Annotated in this window: 20 protein-coding genes; 9 read left to right on the top strand and 11 right to left on the bottom strand. The window is 67.2% G+C overall.

Annotated features, from left to right (window positions below; translation table 11 throughout):
- Positions 1-89: 89 nt before the first annotated feature.
- Positions 90-743 (top strand): bifunctional nicotinamidase/pyrazinamidase, encoded by a 654-nt coding sequence (gene pncA, locus ABD024_RS14730; protein WP_343854178.1) that lies wholly within the window; start codon positions 90-92, stop codon positions 741-743.
- A gap of 3 nt (positions 744-746) precedes the next feature.
- Here the strand turns inward: pncA and ABD024_RS14735 are convergent, their stop codons facing one another.
- Entirely contained in the window at positions 747-935 is a 189-nt protein-coding gene (locus ABD024_RS14735) for a CPXCG motif-containing cysteine-rich protein (RefSeq protein WP_343854180.1), read from the bottom strand.
- Positions 936-999: 64 nt separating this feature from the next.
- The gene (locus ABD024_RS14740) at positions 1000-1458 is read right to left on the bottom strand and encodes a putative toxin-antitoxin system toxin component, PIN family (protein ID WP_343854182.1); all 459 of its coding nucleotides are present in this window, start codon (positions 1456-1458) and stop codon (positions 1000-1002) included.
- Positions 1459-1522: 64 nt separating this feature from the next.
- On the opposite strand from ABD024_RS14740, the gene ABD024_RS14745 reads away from it, so the two are divergent.
- Entirely contained in the window at positions 1523-1798 is a 276-nt protein-coding gene (locus ABD024_RS14745; protein WP_343854184.1) for a hypothetical protein, read from the top strand.
- 379 nt (positions 1799-2177) lie between these two features.
- Positions 2178-3464 (top strand): O-acetylhomoserine aminocarboxypropyltransferase/cysteine synthase family protein, encoded by a 1287-nt coding sequence (locus tag ABD024_RS14750; protein ID WP_343854186.1) that lies wholly within the window; start codon positions 2178-2180, stop codon positions 3462-3464.
- 90 nt (positions 3465-3554) lie between these two features.
- Here the strand turns inward: ABD024_RS14750 and ABD024_RS14755 are convergent, their stop codons facing one another.
- The 3 genes from ABD024_RS14755 to ABD024_RS14765 are packed head-to-tail and all read right to left on the bottom strand — an operon-like array spanning position 3555 to position 5199.
- A complete protein-coding gene (locus tag ABD024_RS14755) occupies positions 3555-4271 on the bottom strand; it encodes an HAD family hydrolase (RefSeq protein ID WP_343854188.1) in 717 nt (238 codons plus the stop codon).
- 29 nt (positions 4272-4300) lie between these two features.
- Positions 4301-4822 carry a DUF6630 family protein gene (locus ABD024_RS14760; protein ID WP_343854749.1) on the bottom strand — a complete coding sequence of 174 codons (522 nt, stop codon included), beginning with the start codon at positions 4820-4822 and terminating at the stop codon, positions 4301-4303.
- 2 nt (positions 4823-4824) lie between these two features.
- On the bottom strand, positions 4825-5199 hold the full coding sequence (locus ABD024_RS14765) for a YciI family protein (RefSeq protein ID WP_343854190.1): 375 nt from the start codon (positions 5197-5199) through the stop codon (positions 4825-4827).
- 67 nt (positions 5200-5266) lie between these two features.
- Here ABD024_RS14765 and tsaA point away from each other — a divergent pair, with 67 nt between their 5' ends.
- Complete coding sequence (gene tsaA, locus ABD024_RS14770; RefSeq protein ID WP_343854192.1) at positions 5267-5839, top strand: tRNA (N6-threonylcarbamoyladenosine(37)-N6)-methyltransferase TrmO; 573 nt, start codon at positions 5267-5269, stop codon at positions 5837-5839.
- On the opposite strand, the gene ABD024_RS14775 is transcribed toward tsaA, so the two are convergent.
- Both ABD024_RS14775 and ABD024_RS14780 read right to left on the bottom strand, forming a co-directional pair.
- Positions 5834-6079, bottom strand: coding sequence for a hypothetical protein (locus tag ABD024_RS14775; protein WP_343854194.1), 246 nt, complete (start codon positions 6077-6079; stop codon positions 5834-5836). The two genes, tsaA and ABD024_RS14775, sit on opposite strands and share 6 nt — an antisense overlap.
- A 232-nt stretch (positions 6080-6311) precedes the next feature.
- Positions 6312-7976: a L,D-transpeptidase family protein gene (locus tag ABD024_RS14780; RefSeq protein ID WP_343854197.1), complete on the bottom strand. Its 1665-nt coding sequence runs from the start codon at positions 7974-7976 to the stop codon at positions 6312-6314.
- 155 nt (positions 7977-8131) lie between these two features.
- Between ABD024_RS14780 and ABD024_RS14785 the strand changes: the two genes are divergently transcribed.
- Together ABD024_RS14785 and ABD024_RS14790 are read left to right on the top strand one after the other, a co-directional pair.
- A complete protein-coding gene (locus tag ABD024_RS14785; protein ID WP_425543151.1) occupies positions 8132-8833 on the top strand; it encodes a murein L,D-transpeptidase catalytic domain family protein in 702 nt (233 codons plus the stop codon).
- Between the two features lie 67 nt (positions 8834-8900).
- The gene (locus ABD024_RS14790; protein WP_343854199.1) at positions 8901-9725 is read left to right on the top strand and encodes a DUF4377 domain-containing protein; all 825 of its coding nucleotides are present in this window, start codon (positions 8901-8903) and stop codon (positions 9723-9725) included.
- A 27-nt stretch (positions 9726-9752) separates the two neighbouring features.
- Here ABD024_RS14790 and ABD024_RS14795 read toward each other — a convergent pair whose 3' ends face one another.
- Positions 9753-10133, bottom strand: a complete 381-nt coding sequence (locus ABD024_RS14795) for a hypothetical protein (RefSeq protein ID WP_343854203.1) — start codon at positions 10131-10133, stop codon at positions 9753-9755.
- A gap of 224 nt (positions 10134-10357) precedes the next feature.
- A complete protein-coding gene (locus tag ABD024_RS14800) occupies positions 10358-12007 on the bottom strand; it encodes a trehalase family glycosidase (RefSeq protein WP_343854207.1) in 1650 nt (549 codons plus the stop codon).
- A gap of 308 nt (positions 12008-12315) precedes the next feature.
- On the opposite strand from ABD024_RS14800, the gene ABD024_RS14805 reads away from it, so the two are divergent.
- On the top strand, positions 12316-13299 hold the full coding sequence (locus ABD024_RS14805; protein ID WP_343854211.1) for a transporter family protein: 984 nt from the start codon (positions 12316-12318) through the stop codon (positions 13297-13299).
- A gap of 73 nt (positions 13300-13372) precedes the next feature.
- Here ABD024_RS14805 and ABD024_RS14810 read toward each other — a convergent pair whose 3' ends face one another.
- Positions 13373-13744 (bottom strand): YbaN family protein, encoded by a 372-nt coding sequence (locus tag ABD024_RS14810; protein WP_343854215.1) that lies wholly within the window; start codon positions 13742-13744, stop codon positions 13373-13375.
- Between the two features lie 414 nt (positions 13745-14158).
- Here ABD024_RS14810 and ABD024_RS14815 point away from each other — a divergent pair, with 414 nt between their 5' ends.
- On the top strand, positions 14159-14773 hold the full coding sequence (locus ABD024_RS14815) for a hypothetical protein (protein ID WP_343854219.1): 615 nt from the start codon (positions 14159-14161) through the stop codon (positions 14771-14773).
- Between the two features lie 21 nt (positions 14774-14794).
- Complete coding sequence (locus ABD024_RS14820; RefSeq protein WP_343854224.1) at positions 14795-15517, top strand: hypothetical protein; 723 nt, start codon at positions 14795-14797, stop codon at positions 15515-15517.
- Between the two features lie 413 nt (positions 15518-15930).
- On the opposite strand, the gene ABD024_RS14825 is transcribed toward ABD024_RS14820, so the two are convergent.
- Positions 15931-18129 carry a M3 family metallopeptidase gene (locus tag ABD024_RS14825; protein ID WP_343854228.1) on the bottom strand — a complete coding sequence of 733 codons (2199 nt, stop codon included), beginning with the start codon at positions 18127-18129 and terminating at the stop codon, positions 15931-15933.
- Positions 18130-18171 lie beyond the last annotated feature (42 nt).

Raw genomic sequence — 18171 nt, forward strand, 5'->3', positions numbered from 1 at the left:
TGTTGCCACTGCATCGCGCATTATGGGTCATCGCCGTGGACGGCGTGTCGCGCGCTAGACTGCGCCGGAACCTCCGCACAAGCCACACCATGAACCAGCCACTCTCGCCGCGCAGCGCCCTGATCCTGGTCGACGTGCAACCGGATTTCATGCCCGGCGGCACGCTGGCCTGCCACGAAGGCGACGCGGTCGTGCCGGGCATCGACGCGCTGTTGCGCCAGCGCCGCTTCCGTCACATGGTGGCCACCCAGGACTGGCACCCGCGCGGACACATCTCGTTCGCCGGTTCGCACCCCAGCCGCGCGCCGTTCGAGCAGATCACCCTGTACGGCCAGCCGCAAACGCTGTGGCCGGAGCATTGCGTGCAGGGCACGCCCGGCGCCGCGCTGCACCCGGGCATCGACTGGTCGGCGCTGAATGCGGTGATTCGCAAGGGCAGCGACCCCGCTGTGGATTCCTACAGCGGCTTCCGCGAAAACCACGGTCCGCACGGCGGCCGCCCCAGCACCGGCCTGGCCGGCTGGCTGCGCGAGCGCGGCGTGGATGAGGTGTTCGTGTGCGGGCTGGCGCGCGACGTGTGCGTGCTGTGGACCGCACAGGACGCGCGGGAATTGGGCTTTCGCGCCAACGTGCTGTGGGACTTGAGCCGCCCGGTGACGCCGGCCAGCGACGAGGCCACCCGCGCCACGCTGCTGGCACAAGGCATCGGCATCGTCACGTCGGCGGAGCTGGCGGCCGCCTGAACGTCAGGCGTCGTTCTCGCCGGATGCACGCACCTGCGGCTCGCCATCCGCATCGACCTCCACGCGCAGCGTGATCGGCCGGCAGCACACCTGGCAGTCCTCGATGTACTCCTGGCTGGGGATCGAGGCATCGACCAGGATCTCGATCGGCTCGCCGCAGTACGGGCAGTCGATGGTGTATGGCGTGAGCATGGGCGCGTCTCGACAGACTGTCAGCCGAGTACACCACAGCGGCGTACCGACGACGATGCGACGCTCAACCCTTGCGCAACGACCACGCCTGCGGCAGGCCGATCCAGAACAGCGCATCGCGCGCACAGCGCGGGGCCAGTTTCAGCAGTTCGTTGTCCTTGCTGACCAGCCAGCGCGCACCCGAGGCCTGCGCCAGTTCCAGAAATTTCTGGTCGTCCGGGTCGGCGCAACGCGGCAACGGGGCAGCGGCCGGCGCCGTGGCCAGTTCGTCCGACAGGCAGCGCACCAGCGCATCGAACGCCGCCTCGATCGCCGGACGGGCGGCGGCGGTGACCGGCAGCTGCGGATAGTGCAGCACGCGCAGCCATTCGTCGCGGCAATCGGCGCGCGTCACCGCCTCGATCGTGCCGTCCCGCATCGCCACATGCAGCGCCGCGGACTGCGGTTCATGGAACACGAACAGGTCCAGGCACACGTTGGTGTCCAGCACAATGCGCGGCACGGGGAGGTCGTCAGCAGTCATCGCCACATGATGAAGCAAGCGGGTCACGCGATACACTGCACGCTTTCCGATCGAGATGCCGACCATGGCCGAGCGCGAGTTCGACAATTACCTGGCCCGCTCCGGCGCCACGCTGGAAGGCTCGCGCTACTCCGCCTGGCTGGCGATCACCCCGCGCAAGCACGGTTTCCCGATGTACTTCGCGATCTGCGAAAACCGCAGCTTCCGTGACAAGACCGTCGCCGAGGCCGCTGCCGCCAAGGCGCTGGCCGAGATGCTGGGACTGGAGGATGACGGCACCCCGATCTTCCCCGAAGGCTACACCGGCTTCGACGACGACGCGCCGCCTGCCGCACCGTAACGCGCCCTCCCGGCGGCATCGTTTCCGCCGCCCCGACATCACGCCAGCACAGCCCTGATCGCGCTTGCCTCGCGGTCCCTGCCGGCCACACCGCCCGGTTCGGGTGGTGGCCGGCACCCCTCGCCCCTCCAGGCCATCCGCGGCACTGCGTCGCCCGCACGAACCGGCTCCGGCCTCGTCGCCGGGGACAGTTCCTCGCCCGATCGACGGCCAGCCCATCGCGCCCAACGACGTTCGATAGATCGCGTTTAGACGTCTTTACGTCTTTACTTCCACACACACAATTGAACTACACTGCGCAACGGCCATTTGCCAGAGCCGTCCCGATACCTCGCACCATCCGCCTTTACACCGACCACCGTGCCTCCAGGAGCACTTGATGAAGATCGAGACACTCGCCGTCCATGCCGGGTATTCGCCCGACCCCACCACCCGTTCCTCGGCGGTACCGATCTACCAGACCGTTGCCTATGCGTTCGACAACGCCCAGCACGGCGCCGACCTGTTCGACCTCAGGGTGCCCGGCAACATCTACACCCGCATCATGAATCCGACCCAGGACGTGCTGGAGCAGCGCGTTGCCGCGCTGGAAGGCGGGATTGCAGCGCTGGCGCTCGCGTCCGGCATGGCGGCGGTGACCTACGCGATCCAGACCATCGCCGAAGCCGGCGACAACATCGTCTCGGCCGCCACCGTCTACGGCGGCACCTACAACCTGTTCGCCCACACGTTTCCGCAGCAGGGACTGGAAGTGCGCTTTGCCGACGCGGGCAAGCCGGAATCCTTTGCCCCGCTGATCGATGCGCGCACCAAGGCGATCTTCTGCGAGTCGATCGGCAATCCGCTGGGCAATGTCAGCGACATCGCGGCACTGGCCGACATCGCGCATGCGCACGGCATCCCGCTGATCGTCGACAACACCGTACCCAGCCCGTACCTGTGCCGCCCGATCGAGCATGGCGCGGACATCGTGGTGCAGGCGCTGACCAAGTACCTCGGCGGGCACGGCAACAGCATCGGCGGCGCCATCATCGACAGCGGCAAGTTTCCCTGGGCCGCGCACAAGCAGCGTTTCCGCCGCCTCAACGAACCGGACGTGTCCTATCACGGCGTGGTCTATACCGAGGCGCTGGGTGCCGCCGCCTATATCGGGCGGGCCAGGGTGGTGCCATTGCGCAATACCGGTGCAGCAATCTCGCCGATGAATGCGTTTCTGATCCTGCAGGGCATCAGCACGCTGGGACTGCGGATGGAGCGCATCTGCGACAACGCGCTGGCGATCGCGCAGCATCTGCAGCGCCATGCCAAGGTGTCCTGGGTGAAATATGCCGGCCTGGCCGATCACCCGGATCATGCGCTGGCACAGAAGTACATGGGCGGCAGGGCGTCGGGCATCTTGTCGTTCGGCGTCAAGGGCCGCGCCGGCGAGGATCAGCGCGTGGCGGGTGCGCGGGTACTGGATGCACTGAAGTTATTCACGCGACTGGTGAATATCGGCGACGCCAAGTCGCTGGCCACCCATCCGGCGTCGACCACGCATCGGCAGCTGGACGCCGGCGAACTGGCCAAGGCCGGCGTCAGCGAGGACATGCTGCGGTTGTCGATCGGCATCGAGCACATCGACGACCTGCTCGCCGATCTGGACCAGGCGCTGGCCGCTGCCTGACGCGACCACAACCACAACGCAAAGGGCCGGCTGGCGCCGGCCCTTTGCGTCACCCGCCGGCACCGCCATCGCGAAATCGCAATGCCCGGTTCACTCTGCCGCCAGCACGGCCAATTGCGCCACCGCAGTGGCAATCCCAGCCGGCGCATCCACCGTGAGCACGTGCGGTTCGTCGGCGCTGAGGCCGTTCTCCAGTTCGTGCGCCCAGGTCACGTGGTACGGCAGGTGCACGCCCCAGCCGCCCAGGCGCACCACCGGTTCGATGTCCGAACGCAGCGAGTTGCCGACCATCGCGAACTGCGCCGGCTGCAGCGCGAACTCGCCGAGCACGCGCTGGTAGGTGGCGGCGTTCTTCTCCGACACGATCTCGATGCGACGGAACAGGTCGGCCAGCCCGGATTCGGCCACCTTCTTCTCCTGGTGGAACAGGTCGCCCTTGGTGATCAGCACCACTTCATACTTCGTGGCCACCGCCTCGACCGCTGCGCGGATGCCGGGCAGCAGTTCCACCGGATGCTGCAGCACGGTCTTGCCCAGCTCGACCAGTCGATGGATGTCGGCGGCGCTGATGCGGCCGTCGCTGATCGCGATCGCGGTTTCCACCATCGACAGCGCCATGCCCTTGGCGCCGTAGCCGAACAGCTTGAGGTTGCGCTGTTCGGTGGCCAGCATGGCGTCGTGCACGTGCTGGTCGCCGAGATCCACGTAGCGCCCCATGACCGCGGCGAACGCCTCGCTGGCCGCGCGGTAGTAGCCCTCGCTGTGCCACAGCGTGTCGTCGCCGTCGAAACCGATCAATTGCAGCATGCTTGTTCCGTTTCCTACTGTTTCGCCGTTCAGCCCACGTCGCTGCCCAGGCGCAGGTTGATGTGCAGCGCCGTGGCCAGTTCGCGCATCGGCTCGTTGTCGCGGGTCAGGGTGATCCAGCCGGCGCAGGCATCATCGGCGGTTTCCCACGACCACACCGTGTAGCCGAATTCGGCGAGGCGGTCGTAGGCGATGCCGAGCAGGGTGCCCGCGTCAGTGTCGTCGAAGAAGTCGTCGTCGTCCGGGTCGCCGTTCCAGTCGATCGACAGGTTCCAGCGCGCGCTCAGCTCGTCCAGCGCCTGCACCAGCGCGCGCAGGTCGTGCTCGTCGACCATGAAGCCGGAGTGCCAGTCGATCACCCGGCCGATCAGCTCGACCGGCTCCGCGTCTTCGGCCTCCGCCGCGGCCTCGCGGTAACCCGCGAACTGCTGCAGCGCCGTCTCCTCGTCGCCGGGATTGATCAGCAGCAGCAACTGCCAGACCTTCGCCTCGACCGAGTCGTCCTCCTCGTCGAAGTCCGGGCCGGCGTCGAAATCGTCGTCGTCGCGCATGCTCACGCGCCCACCCGCCGCCTGACCGCATCGATGTCGCGCACCGGGCGGATCTCGATCGCGCCGGTGCGCGCCCACGGGAACTCCGCGGCGATCCGCACCGCCTCGTCCATGTCGGCGGCCTCGATCAGGTTGAAGCCGCCCAGGTATTCCTTGGTTTCGGCGAACGGCCCGTCGACGACGGTGGCCCGGTTGTTGCGCACGCGCAGCGTGCGGGCCGTGGCCGGCGCCTCCAGCTGCTGCGAATCGTGCAGATGGCCCTGCTCGTGCAACTCGTCCGCGTGCATGAAACAGCCATGCATCAGGGTGTCGAACTCGCCTGCCGGCAACGCGTCCAGCAAGGCGTCGTCGCAGTAGATCATCACGAGAAATTTCATGGCGTCCTCGACGGGGAAAGGTTCACGGAACCATGGGGAAACGGTGTGAACGTGGATAATGCCGCACATGACCACCATGCACGATACCCCCGGCGCATTCTCCTGCCATCCGATCGCGTTCGTGCGCTCGCCGTACGCGCGGCGCATCGACGCGCCGCACCAGTCCACCGTGGTCGCCGGCACCGAGATGCAAGCGGCTGCCGAGGCGGTGATCGAGTTCGTGGTGGGCTTTCCCGCGGCAGCCTGGCGCGACCTCGCCGGTTTCGAGCGGATCTGGCTGCTGTTCGCGTTCCACCGCAGCGAAGGCTGGAAGGCCGAGGTGCGCCCGCCGCGCGGCGGCGGCAAGCGCAGCGTGCTGGCGACCCGCTCGCCACACCGGCCGAACGCGATCGGGCTGTCGGCGGTGGAACTGGTCGCGGTCGAAGACGGTTCGCTGCGCGTGCGCGGAATGGACCTGCTCGACGGCACGCCGATCCTCGACATCAAGCCGTACGTGCCGTACGCGGATGCGTTCCCCGCCGCGCGCGCCGGCTGGATCGACGCGATCGACGCGGCGCAGGGCCGGCATTCCGCGCCGGGGCCGCGCAAGCCGCGCTCAACGCGGCCACGCGGCACGGACGACGATGTCAACGCATCATGAGCAACTACCGCAGCAGGTGCTGCCGCCGCTGACGTGGATCTGCCGCGGCTCGGACACGCGGGCGGCGTCGTAGCCGGCCTCGTGCAGGGCGGTGATGACCTGGCCGGAGGTCAGCTGCGCCGCCACGTCGATCTGCCCGGCGGAGGCATCGCCGGTGACGGTTGCCGTGGCGTCATGGGCACGCAGTATGGCGGCGATGGCACCGGTGTCACCGGCAAAATCCTTCACTTGAAACAGCATCGGTACAGTCTCCAAGGCTAAGGGCGGCACATCCGCCGACGGCGATGATGGCGGCCGGCCCGGCCCGGCGCCCTGACCGGGATCAGGGCAATCCCAGCCGGTGAGACCTACGCTCGGCAAACTGCCCGGGCCGGTGCGGATCGCTCCGTCACCGGCACCCGATGCATTGGCAGTGGATCGGTTCAAACCTTGACCGCGCCCGGCCCTCCCGCTGGCGCGGTTTTTTTTCGCTTCAGGGCGGCGTCGCGGCCGTCGGCAACCACGGCGACAAGCGCGGTCGCCCCAGCGCGGCGAGCAGCGGCGGGTCGCGCTGGTAGACGTCGGGACGGAACCCGACCCGGCCGTCCTCGCGCAGGTCCACCGTCCAGTACGCCAGCAGCAGCGGCACTGGCTTGCGCAGCATCACGGTCTGCGTCTTCAGCGTGTCGATCGCGCGGTCGATGCCTGCGCGATCCCAGCGCGGATCGTCCAGCAGCAGCTCGGCCAGTTCGCGCGGACGCTCCACCCGGATGCAGCCGGAGCTGTTCGCACGCTGCTCGCCGGCGAACAGCTCCTGATGCGGCGTGTCGTGCAGGTAGACCGCGTAGTCGTTGGGGAAGCGGATCACCAGCCGGCCCAGCGAATTGCCCGGGCCGGCATCCTGGCGCAGCACGATGCCGCGCGGGTTGGCCCAGTCCACGCTGGCCGGCGACAGCTCGCGGCCCTGACCGTCCAGCACGCGGATGCGGTTGGCGGCGAGGTAGCCCGGATCCTTGCGTACCTTCGGCAGGATGTCGTTCTTCAGGATGGTCGGCGGCACCGTCCAGGTCGGATTGAGCGTGAGGTAGCTGATCGTCGACTTGAACACCGGCGTGCTGCGGTACGGCTTGCCGACCTGCACGCGCGAACGCCACACCGGCTTGCCGTCCCGGTAGTAGGCGACCTGGTAACCGGCGATGTCGACCACCACGAACTCGCCCTGCAACTGATGCAACAGCCAGCGCGCCCGCTCCAGGTTCGCCCGCAGCTGCCCGATGCGCGCCGCGACCGGCACGTTCAACGCGGCCAGGGTGGCCTTGCCCAGGCGGCCGTCCGCGGCCAGGTATTGTTCGCGCTGGAACTGCTTCAAGGCGGCTTCCAGCGCCGGGTCGTACAGGTCGTCTGCACCGTCGCCCACCGCGTGGCCGACCAGTAGCAACCGCTGGCGCAACGCCGGCACGCGCACATCGCGGCTACCCGGCTTCAACGTGGCACCGTCCGCGATCAGCGGCCAGCCGCCCTGCGCCGCCACCCCGCGCAGCTTCGCCAGCGCCGTGCGCAACTGGCCGTACAGCGGATGCTGCGGCCGTGCCCGCGCGAACAGCGCGCCGATCGTGCCTTGCGCCAGCGCGTCGCGCACCGCCTTGAGGCCTTGCGCCTGGTCGAGCTGGCGTGGGTCGAAGTTCCAGTGTGTGTCCAGCGTGGCCGGATCGGCCTTGCCGCGATACAGGTGCAGCAGCGCGGCCAGGCAGGCATCGGTGGCCAGCAGGTCGAATTGCGCGCGCTGCTGCGGCGTGGCCCGCGGATCGTCCAGCACGACGCGCCGGCGCTGCAGTTCACCCAGCGCATAGTCTTCCGGCTCGAGGCCGTCGCCAGCCATGTCGCGCAGCGCGACCAGCAACTGGTCGAGGTCGCCCGGGCGCGTCCATGCCGGCGCGAACCGGGTCTGCTCGTAGAACACCGCCACCGCGTCGCCGGGCGTCTTGATGACATCGGCGTCGGCATGCGCGCCGCGCCATTGCTCGACCCGCTCGCGGATCTGTTCGGCCACCGGACTCAGTGGCTGCTCGAGCGCGGGCGGCTGGGCATGCACGACGGTTCCCAGCAGCAACCCCAGCAGGGCGACGGCATGAGCGAAACGGGAAAATCTGGGCGGCACGACACGATCCTGCGCTGGGCATGGCCTGCTGTGATAGCACAGCCTTGCATCGGCGCAAGCACTCGCGGCGTCCGGTCGCACCAGACGGGTTCTTAACAGGGCACTGCTAGGATCGACGACCGCATGCCCGATCCGACCCACGCCCAGTCATTCCCATGAGCCGACTCCTGCGCCACGCCGTTGCCCTGATGCTGCCCTTCGCCGGCGGCTTCGCGGCGGCGCATGCCGCCGAATCGTCGCTGCAGGACGCGCTCAGCAAGCTCGCGCCGCAGGCGAATCCCAAGGTGATCGGCCTCGCGCTCGCCGCCACCGAGTGCGCCGCCGCACAGGGCCAGCCGCCGTCCGACCGGTTGGCGGTGATCGACTATTCGAAGCCCTCGACCGAGCCGCGGCTGTGGGTGTTCGACCTGGCCAAGCGCAAGCTGCTGTACCACGAGCTGGTGGCGCATGGCCGCAACACCGGCGAGAACCTGGCGACGAAATTCTCGAACACGCCGGAGAGCCTGCAGTCCAGCCTGGGCCTGTTCCGTACGCTGAACACCTACGCCGGCCGCAACGGCTACTCGCTGCGCATGGAAGGCCTCGAACCGGGCACCAACGATCATGCGCTGGCACGCGCGCTGGTGATCCACGGCGCGGCCTACGTCAACCCCGCCCTTGCCCATCAGCAGGGCCGCATCGGCCGCAGCTACGGTTGCCCCGCCGTGCGCAACGCGATCGCCCGCCCGCTGATCGACACGCTCAAGGGCGGCCAGTACGTGTTCTCCTACTACCCCGATGCGCGCTGGCTGAACAGCTCGCCCTACCTCAAGTGCAGCATCGGGCGCGCCATGACCGCGAGCCTGCGCGCACCCTGAACCCTTCACGCGGCGGCCGCGCGCCGCCGCGCTAACCTCACGGCATACATTCCGCCGGAGGCATCGCATGAAAAACTTCCTGTGGCTGCTCCCGCTCGTGCTGGCCGCCTGCATGGCGGCACCGGAGTCGGACACGCAAGCGGCCGCGCCGGCATCGGTCAACCGCATGCCGACATCGACCACCACCCTCGCGCGCTACCACTGGCGACTGCACGACGCCGTCGACGCCGGCAACCAGCGCCTCGATGCGCTGTTCGGCGCGACGGACAAGCCGCCGCTGCAGCTCGACTTCACCACCGACCGGCTCAGCGTGCACAACGCCTGCAACGCGATCGGCGGCGGTTACCGGATCGTCGACGGCCACCTGGTAGTCAGCTCGTTGCAGCAGACCATGATGGCCTGTACCGATGCCACCCTGATGCAGCGCGAAACCACCATCAAGGCCGTGCTGCGGGACCGGCCCACGCTGATCGTGTCGACGCCCGACGACACGCCGCTGCTCACCCTGGCCGCCGCCAGCGGCCAGACTTTGACGTTCGCCGGCCAGCCCACCGCCGAGACGCGCTACGGCGGCCCCGGCCGGACGGTGTTCCTGGAAGTGGCGCCGCAGACGGTGCCCTGCCCGCATCCGCCGATGCCCGACAAGACCTGCCTGCAGGTGCGCGAGCGCCACTACGACGCGAACGGTCTGCGCGTGGGCGAGCCCGGTCCGTGGCAGCCGTTGCAGCAGGACATCGAGGGCTACGCGCACCAGCCCGGCGTGCGCAACGTGCTGCGCGTGAAGCGCTACACGCTGAAGCAGCCGCCGGCCGATGCGCCGTCCAGTGCGTACGTGCTGGATAGGGTGGTCGAGAGCGAGGGCGTTGTACCGAAGGACGCGGCGCGACCTTGAGCCTTGCTCAGGGACACCGCCCGCCGTTCAGCGCGTCGCCCCCAGCAAGCCCACGTGATAGCCGGCCGCGCGCAACTTGCCGGTCGCCTTCGCGTTCAGCACCAGCAGCACGATCAGGCTGACCAGCGGCACGAACATCAGCACGATCAGGATCACCCGGGTCACCATCGAATAGCCCAGGCCCGAGCACAGGCGAAAGGTGCCGACCAGACCCATCAGCACCGCGCACACCACCAGCAGCAGGCCGATCGGGCCCAGGAAAGTCCGCGCGGCGGCACCGGCGAAATAGGCCAGGATCGAATAGATGATCAGTTTCTGCGCGCTGGCCACCTGCTCGATGCCGATATCGCTCACCACCGGCGCTGCGATATCGGCCTTCGGCGCCTCGTACGGATTGTAGGTATTCATTTCCCTTCCCCTGTTGATGGCTGACGGCGGTCGGTGCCGACGCAACGCGGTTGCCCACCGGCACGGATATGGCAACACGGTCGATGCACGGACAGCCGCGGCCTCGATCCGAGGTCGTGCCGGCAGGCATCTCCCGATGCCACGATGCGTGTCCCCTTCCCCTTGTGCGATGGCGCCGCACTGCTGGCGATTATGCCCGAAGCCGCTGCGCTCGCCGGCGTCCCTCAGCGGTCCCCGCTGCGCTCCTGCAGCAGCGCCTGCAGTTTCAGGTACACGCCGTTGCTCCAGCCGAAGCCGATCACGTTGTCCTTGTAGCCGGCGCTGATCTTCACGTCGGCATTGCCGCTGGCCATGTTGTATTTCTCGCGGATGGTGCCGTCGGCGGCGAGGCTGCGGTCGATGGTGGCGGTGAACGCGCGCGCGAGGCGGCGGGCGTCGTCGTGGAAACCGTAGGCGTCCAGACCCGCGATCGCCAGCCAGTTGGTCGGCGCCCAGCCGAACGGCGCATCCCACTGCGCGCCGCTGGCGTGGTCGCTCATCTGCAGGCCGCCCTTGCGCTCGAACACGCCGAGCTGGCCGCGCAGTGCCGCAGCCTGCTGCGGCGAGGCCGCGCCGGCCCACAACGGGTAGTAGGTGGCGACGAAGCGATAGCCGGACGGCTGGCCGCTGACGAAGTCGTAGTCCATGTACATGCACTGGTCGGCACGCCACAGGTATTTGTCGATTGCCGCGCGCCGCGCCGCGGCGACATCGGCCCAGTGCACGGCATCCGTCTGCAGACCCAGTTGCACGGCGAAGTCGTGCAGGTCGCGTTCGTAGCGGTACAGCAGGCTGTTCAGATCCACCGGCGCGTAGTGGTGGGTGGAGCCGCCGAACGGACCCATGCGGAAGGTGGTGTCGAAGCCCGACTCGCGCATCGCGCGGTCGCCCAGGTAGTAGTCGGCGCTGAGCCGATAGCCCTGCGACCAGGCGCCGGCGCAGACTTTCGAGGCCGCGATGTCGCAACTGGTTTTCCTCAGCCGCGCGATCTCCGCCGCATCCGGGTGCTCGGCCGCCGTCACCAGATAGCCCGGATCGTCGGCGGGGTGCGCCAGCAGCCAGTCGATCACGCCGCGCAGGTAGTGGCTGTCGCGGAATTCCAGCACCGGCGCCGCGCCGCCGTAGTCGTAGTAGCGGGCCAGCCCGGTAGCGCCGGCCAGGTGCTCCTTGCGCGTCCACGTCGCATGATCACGCACCGCCAGCGGATACGCCTGCTGCAGCCATGCGCGCGCGGCGGCCTCGTCCTTGAAGCTGGCCGGGTCGTCCAGCAACGCGCGCATCATCGCGCCGAGGAACGGCGGCTGCGAGCGGGTGAGGTAATAGCTGCGGTTCGCGTTGAGCACCGCGCCGTAGTACTGCACCTCGAACAGCGCGTTGTCGACCATGTCGCGCGCCATCGCCGGGCGCTGGTCGGCCAGCAGCCCGAGCACGATGAAGTAGCTGTCCCAGCCGTACATCTCGTTGAAGAAACCGCCCGGCACCACGTACGGATGCGGCAGGTAGAGCAGCCCCTGCTGCGGCAACGTGGCCGGGGCGATGTCGCCCAGCTCGCCGATCGCCCGTGGCAGCACGTGCACCTCGACGCGGCAACGCGCCTGCACCGCGGCCAGGTCCGGCGGCATGGGCAGGTTCGCCGGCAGGTACAGCAGCGGCCGCGTGCCCACCTTGCTATCGCCTAGCGCCGAGCAGTCGTCCATCGAACGGGTCAGCACGCCCCAGGCGTGGTCGATGTAGGCGCGCGTCTTCTGCGCATCGGGCTGGGCCGCGGCCGCCGTGGTGGCAAGCAGGACCGCCAGACCGGACAGGACAACTGACACGAATGATTTCATCGTCATGGACGGACGCCGTGGGTGCATGCGCGACAGCGTGAAACCATGGCCCCGACGATGCAACCGGTGCGATCCGGCGAGCGGCGTGTCCGGCGCCGCCAAGGCGGCCCTGCCGTGTGCACCGCAGCCGGCCAACGCGGGGCATGGCAAGAAACGGGGTGTTCCGTCCCGTTCGTCGGGTGCATGCTTTGCGCGCTCCCGGCAGGGCACCGCGATGCACGGCACGTGCACGGGACGAGACTGTCCGGGTCAACGACGATCATCCAAGGGGAGAACGACGCGTGCGTGTTGGAAAAAGCGGTGCAAGACCGATCATGAAAACCCGGCCGAGCGGCCGCCAGGCTCTACTGTTGTGCAGCGCGCTGGGCATCGCCCTGCCGTTGCAGGCGGCGTACCCGCAGACCGTCGGCGACGCCACGCCGGCGCCGCGCCAGTCGCTGGACGACGCGTGGTGGACCGGGCCGATGCTGGCGAACTCGGCCGCGACGCTGCCGCGCGGCCACGTCCTGGTCGAGCCCTATCTGTACGACGTGCGTTCGGCCCACGCGAACGGCTACGGCTCGCTCACCTACATGCTGTACGGACTCACCGACCGGCTCACCGTCGGGCTGGTACCGGTGCTGGGCTACAACCGGGTGGACGGCGGCCGCGACAGCTCCGGCGTCGGCTTCGGCGACGTCAGCGTGCAGGCGCAGTACCGGCTGACCCAGTTCCACGAAGGCAGCTGGCTTCCCACGATCTCGCTGCAACTGCAGGAAACGCTGCCGACCGGCAAGTACGACCGGCTGGGCAACCGCCCCGCCGACGGCCTCGGCAGCGGCGCCCGCACCACCACGCTGCAGGTCAACACGCAGACGTGCTTCTGGCTGGCGAATGGCCGCATCCTGCGCATGCGCTTCAACGTGGCGCAGTCGTTTTCCGGCACGGCGGACGTCGCGGACGTCAGCGTCTACGGCACGCCGGAAGGCTTCCGCGGCACGGCCCGGCCCGGTCGCTCCTTCCTCGTCAACGCGGCGTGGGAATACAGCCTGAGCCAGCGCTGGGTGCTCGCGTTCGACCTCACCTACCGGCACAGCCATGGCGCCCGCGTGCGCGGCGATGTCGCGCTTCCCGGCAGCACGGCCACCTCACGCCTGCGCCGCGATTCCGGCACCAGCACCGAGTTCGGTTTCGCGCCGGCGATCGAATACAACTGGAGTGCCCGTGTCGGCATGCTGGTCGGCATACGCGTGATCACCGGCGGCCACGCCACCGCCACCACGATCACCCCGGCGGTGGCGCTCAACTACGTGCACTGAGTTCGATGCGCCTTCCGCCGGATCGCCGTTGCGCGACCGGTCCGCATCTCGATCCGTGCATGCCGCGACTCGATCAGCGCGCGCCGTCGCGCGTTTCCGGCAGGCGCAGGATGAACGCGATCACCAGCACGGCCACGCCCGCCAGCGCCCACGGCAGCCACGCGTGGTCGCGCACCAGCCAGATCGACGCGGTCATCGACAGCACGATCAGCGCGATCGCGGTCAGCCTGGCCCGTCGCGGTATCGTGCGCTCGCGCTCCCAGCGCGCGATCGCCGGCCCCAGCCGCGGCCGCGACAGCAGCCAGCGATGCCAGCGCGGCGACGCGCGCGACCAGCAGGCGGCGGTCAGCAGCAGGAACGGCACGGTCGGCAGCAAGGGCAGCACCATGCCGACCACGGCCAGCGCCAGCGACAGCGCGCCGGCCACGATCAGCAGCCAGCGCACGATGAGGGCTCGGCGTTGTTCCGGGGCGGCTGGACGCGGCGTGGACAAGAAGCGGACTCGTGAAAGGATGCTGGCCGACTCTAGCGCATGCCGATGGAATGGATCACCAGGACCAAGAGGTCTTGATCAGCACGCCGCCATGCTGATTATTTCGAGCTCAGAGGTTGCTACCGACCCGAAGCGGACATTGCAGAAACTGAATCTGATCCCGCATTTGCTCCATCCGAGCGCGCATCCCGTCGAGCAACTTTGGTGATGGCGCGGCAGCCCCGCCGCTTGTCCCCAGCCCAACAGCGTGAAAGGATGGCATCCCGGTCTCCCGCTTCTGAACATGGCGAGATTAGACGGCGGGATTAGGCGGCGGGATTACACTTCATTTTTAAATCTACTTAGTTAGGTTGCTGGGAGAGAACTTTGGATGCACGTGAATTTTCCCAAGCAGCTCACCCGCACAGTTGGATGTTGGTTGCGGACAACCTCTACGAACAGTCGATAGCGCTTTATCGTCACTTCCCTTCTGGGAAAATGACACAAATAGACCGTCTTGGCACCGTCCTCGGTCAGTGGCCAAGCAGCAGCCGTTCCACTTTCCTCCTTGCAGGTTTTGCGCTAGAGAACGCAATCAAGGCTTTCTTGGTGTACGAGCACCCGCAATGGGTTTCTAATGGCGTGCTAGCTCGCCCACTGCGGTCTCACAAGCTTGTAGTGTTGTCCCAAAAATCCTCCATCATCCCGTGGCAGAAGCGCAGCCCTTCCATCCTGTCGCGTTTCGAGCAGGGGCTAGAATCTTGGGCGCGCTATCCTTGCGCACTGTCCGCTACCGAGACCGAGTGTGAGCAAAACTTGCCATCTGCACTTTGGGAAGCTTACTTGCGGCTCATGCGCGCCTACGGAAAGGCGCTTATGGCTTTGTTGCAGCAAGGCTGGGACGGCCCGCATGGCGTTAGCGGGCGCTTTCAGTTTCAGGGCAGCTACTTGGGTGCGCAATCTAACTGTTCGTTCAAGGCGGACGGCTGCGCCGCCGCTTAACTCAAGCATTAGCGCTCACCTATGACCGACCTTATACCCAAAGAAAAGAAGTTCCACTTCTTCGTATACATCATTGAATCACCGTCTGCCGTGGATATGTATCACCAGCGTGGAGAGGGCGGTGTCATTCAGCAGGCCGTTCGGCTCAACCAACTCCAGTGCGTTCATCGCTTGGCTATCAATCGACAAGCGTTTGAAGCTTCACTTCAGATTGGCCTGACGGAGGCAATGTCTGCAACGCCAAATTCCGTTCCGATAATTCACATTAGCGCACACGGGTTCTCTGACGGGATTCAACTTTCCTCAGAGGAAATCATTGATTGGGCACAGCTAAAGGGGTTGCTAACACCCATCAACAAAGCGCTCAACGGGAATCTGATCGTGTGCATGTCGACCTGCGAGGGCTATTCCGGTTCAAGGATGGCCATGCTCAGCGAGCCGGATGATTTCCCTTTCCTAGCGCTTGTAGCCAATGGATCAAAACCTACATGGCCGGAGACAGCTGTCGCGTTTTCGGCCTTCTATCATTTACTCGCGAACGATCGCTACGTCACAGACGCGGTCGACGCAATGAGAGTCGCGTCGGGAAACGACAGTTTCTTTGTTACAACTGCTGCGGAAAGCCGGCAGTCGTATCTCGACTTCGTTGCGGAGCTAGATACCTCGGAGGTTCGAGAGGAACTTGAGGGACAGATTGAAACGCCATCGGACAGCGCTCTGGAGAAGTTCGCCGCTGAGCGCTAACAGCTCGTTCAAGGCGGACGGCTACGCCGCCGCTTAGCTCAAGCGTTGACCGTCTGCTTCTGGCCGGTAACAGTCCCTCGCAATAAGCTCAGCAGATCCGTCGGCTGATCATTCCAAATCGGTGGCGATGATCAGTCCGTTCCGGTTCTGTGATCAATCCATCCCGGCGCTCGCGCTCCAGCGCATGCCGATACGCCGGGACGTGTGCCCCTTGCCGCGGCCTACTGCTGCATCAGCTGATCGGCGCGCTCGCGCATGACCTGGCCCAGACATTCGGCATTCGCGCCGCAGGCATCGCGCCCCGGAGCATTCGACCTGCGCCTGCTTCACCGCGCCGGCGCTGCTCCATGTATCCCACAAAAAAGCCGCCCGGATCGCTCCGGGCGGCTTCGTTTACAGCGGATGATTCCGGATCAGTCGATCGCGCCGTCCAGTCCGCGCCGCTTCAGCAGCGGCTCGATCTTCGGTTCCTGGCCGGTGAAGTCGCGGAACAACTGCAGCGCGTCCTTGCTGCCGCCCTGCGACAGCAGGGTGGCGCGGAAGCGGTCGCCGTTGGCGCGGGTGAGGCCGCCGTTCGCCTTGATCCATTCGACCGTGTTCGCGTCCAGCACTTCCGACCAGATGTAGGCGTAGTAGCCGGCCGCGTAGCCGCCCATGATGTGGCTGAAGTACGGCGTGCGGTAGCGCGGCGGCACCGGCGCGTAGTCGGTGCCGTTCGCCTTCAGCGCGGCGGCCTCGAACGCCACCACGCCAGCGGGCGCGGGGATCTTGTCGGCGCCGATCTGGTGCCAGCTCTGGTCGAGCATCGCCGAGCCGAGGTACTCGGTGGTGGCGAAGCCCTGGTTGAACTTCGAGGTGGCCAGCACCTTGTCCAGCAGGGCCTTCGGCATCGGCGCGCCGGTCTGGTAGTGCTTGGCGTAGTTCGCCAGCACGCTCGGCCAGTCGGACCACATCTCGTTGACCTGCGACGGGAACTCGACGAAGTCGCGCGGCACGCTGGTGCCGCTGAAGTACGGGTACTTCACGTTCGAGAACATGCCGTGCAGCGCGTGGCCGAACTCGTGGAACGTCGTGGTCACCTCGTCCCAGGTCAGCAGGGTCGGGCCGCTGGCCGGCTTGGTGATGTTGAGATGGTTGGCCACCACCGGCAGGTTGCCGGTCAGCGCGGACTGCTGCACGTAGGAGTTCATCCACGCGCCGCCGCGCTTGGACGGGCGCGCGTACATGTCGGCCAGGAAGATCGCCAGCTGGCTGCCGTCCGCGTTGTACACGTCGTACACCAGCACGTCGGGGTTGTAGACCGGCAGGTCGGTACGCTGCTTGAAGCTGAGCCCGTAGAGCTGGCCGGCGGCGTAGAACACGCCGTTCTCCAGCACGTTCTTCATCTCCAGGTAGGGCTTCAACTGGCTCTCGTCGAACTCGTACTTCTCGGCGCGCACCTTCTCGGTGTAGTACGCCCAGTCCCACGGCTGCAGCGCGAACGTGGGCTCGCCCTTCGCTGCCTGCTCCTTGTCGATCATCGCCTGGATCGCCGCGCCCTCGCGCTTCGCGTTCGCCACCGCCGGTGGCGCCAGCTGGGTCAGCATCGCGTTGACCGCTTCGGGCGTCTTCGCCGTTTCGTCGGCCAGCACGTAGGCGGCGTAGGTCGGGTAGCCGAGCATCTTCGCCTTCCCGGCGCGCAGCTTCAGCACCTGCGACACGATCGCGGTGTTGTCGTACTGGTTGCCGCGGCTGCCGCGCACGATCGACGCCTGGTGCAGGCGCTCGCGCAGGGCGCGGTTCTGCAATTGGGCTTCCGGTGGTTGCCCGGTGGTGTTGAGCAAGGCAATGACGTACTTGCCGTCCAGGCCCTTCTCCTTCGCGGCAGCCGCGGCGGCGCCGATCTGCTCGTCGGTGAGGCCGGCCAGTTCTTCCTTCGTGTCGACCACCACGGCCGAATCGTTCACCTCGGCCAGCACGTTCTGGCTGAACGTCGTGCCCAGCTTCGCCAGCTCGCCGTTGATCGCCTTCAGCTGCGCCTTGTCGGCGTCGGACAGCTTGGCGCCGGCGCGCACGAAGCCGGTGTGGTAACGCTCGATCAGGCGCACGCCCTCGGCGTCCAGACCCAGGCTGTCGCGCGTGTCGTACAGCTGCTGGATGCGCGCGAACAGCTGCGGATCCAGCGAGATCGCGTCGCGATGCGCGGCCAGCTTCGGCGCGTACTCGGCCTGCAGCGCCTTGCGCGCGTCGTTGGTATCCACGCCGACCAGGCTGAAGAACACGGTCGAGGTGCGCGTGAGGATCTGCCCGGATTGCTCCAGCGCGATGATCGTGTTGTCGAACGTGGGCGCGTCGGCGTTGCCGGCGATCGCCTGGACTTCCTTGAGCTGCTCGGCCATGCCGCGGTCGAAGCCGGGCGCGAAATCGCTGTCCTTGATCTTGTCGAACTGCGGGTAGTGCAGCGGCAGCGGGCTTTCGCTGAAGAACGGATTGCCGGCGTCGGCCACGACCGCATCGGTCTGCGCCTGCGATGTGGCGGATTCGCTCTTGCCGCTGCCGGCATCGGTGCAGGCGGCCATGGAGCCGGACAGGGCAATGGCCAGGGCCAGGGCCAGCGCGATGGGGTGCTTCATCAGTAAGGATCTCGTCGAGGGGAAAACCTCGATGCTACCCAA

It is taken from the genome of Rhodanobacter soli (assembly GCF_039523495.1).
GTDB lineage: Bacteria > Pseudomonadota > Gammaproteobacteria > Xanthomonadales > Rhodanobacteraceae > Rhodanobacter > Rhodanobacter soli.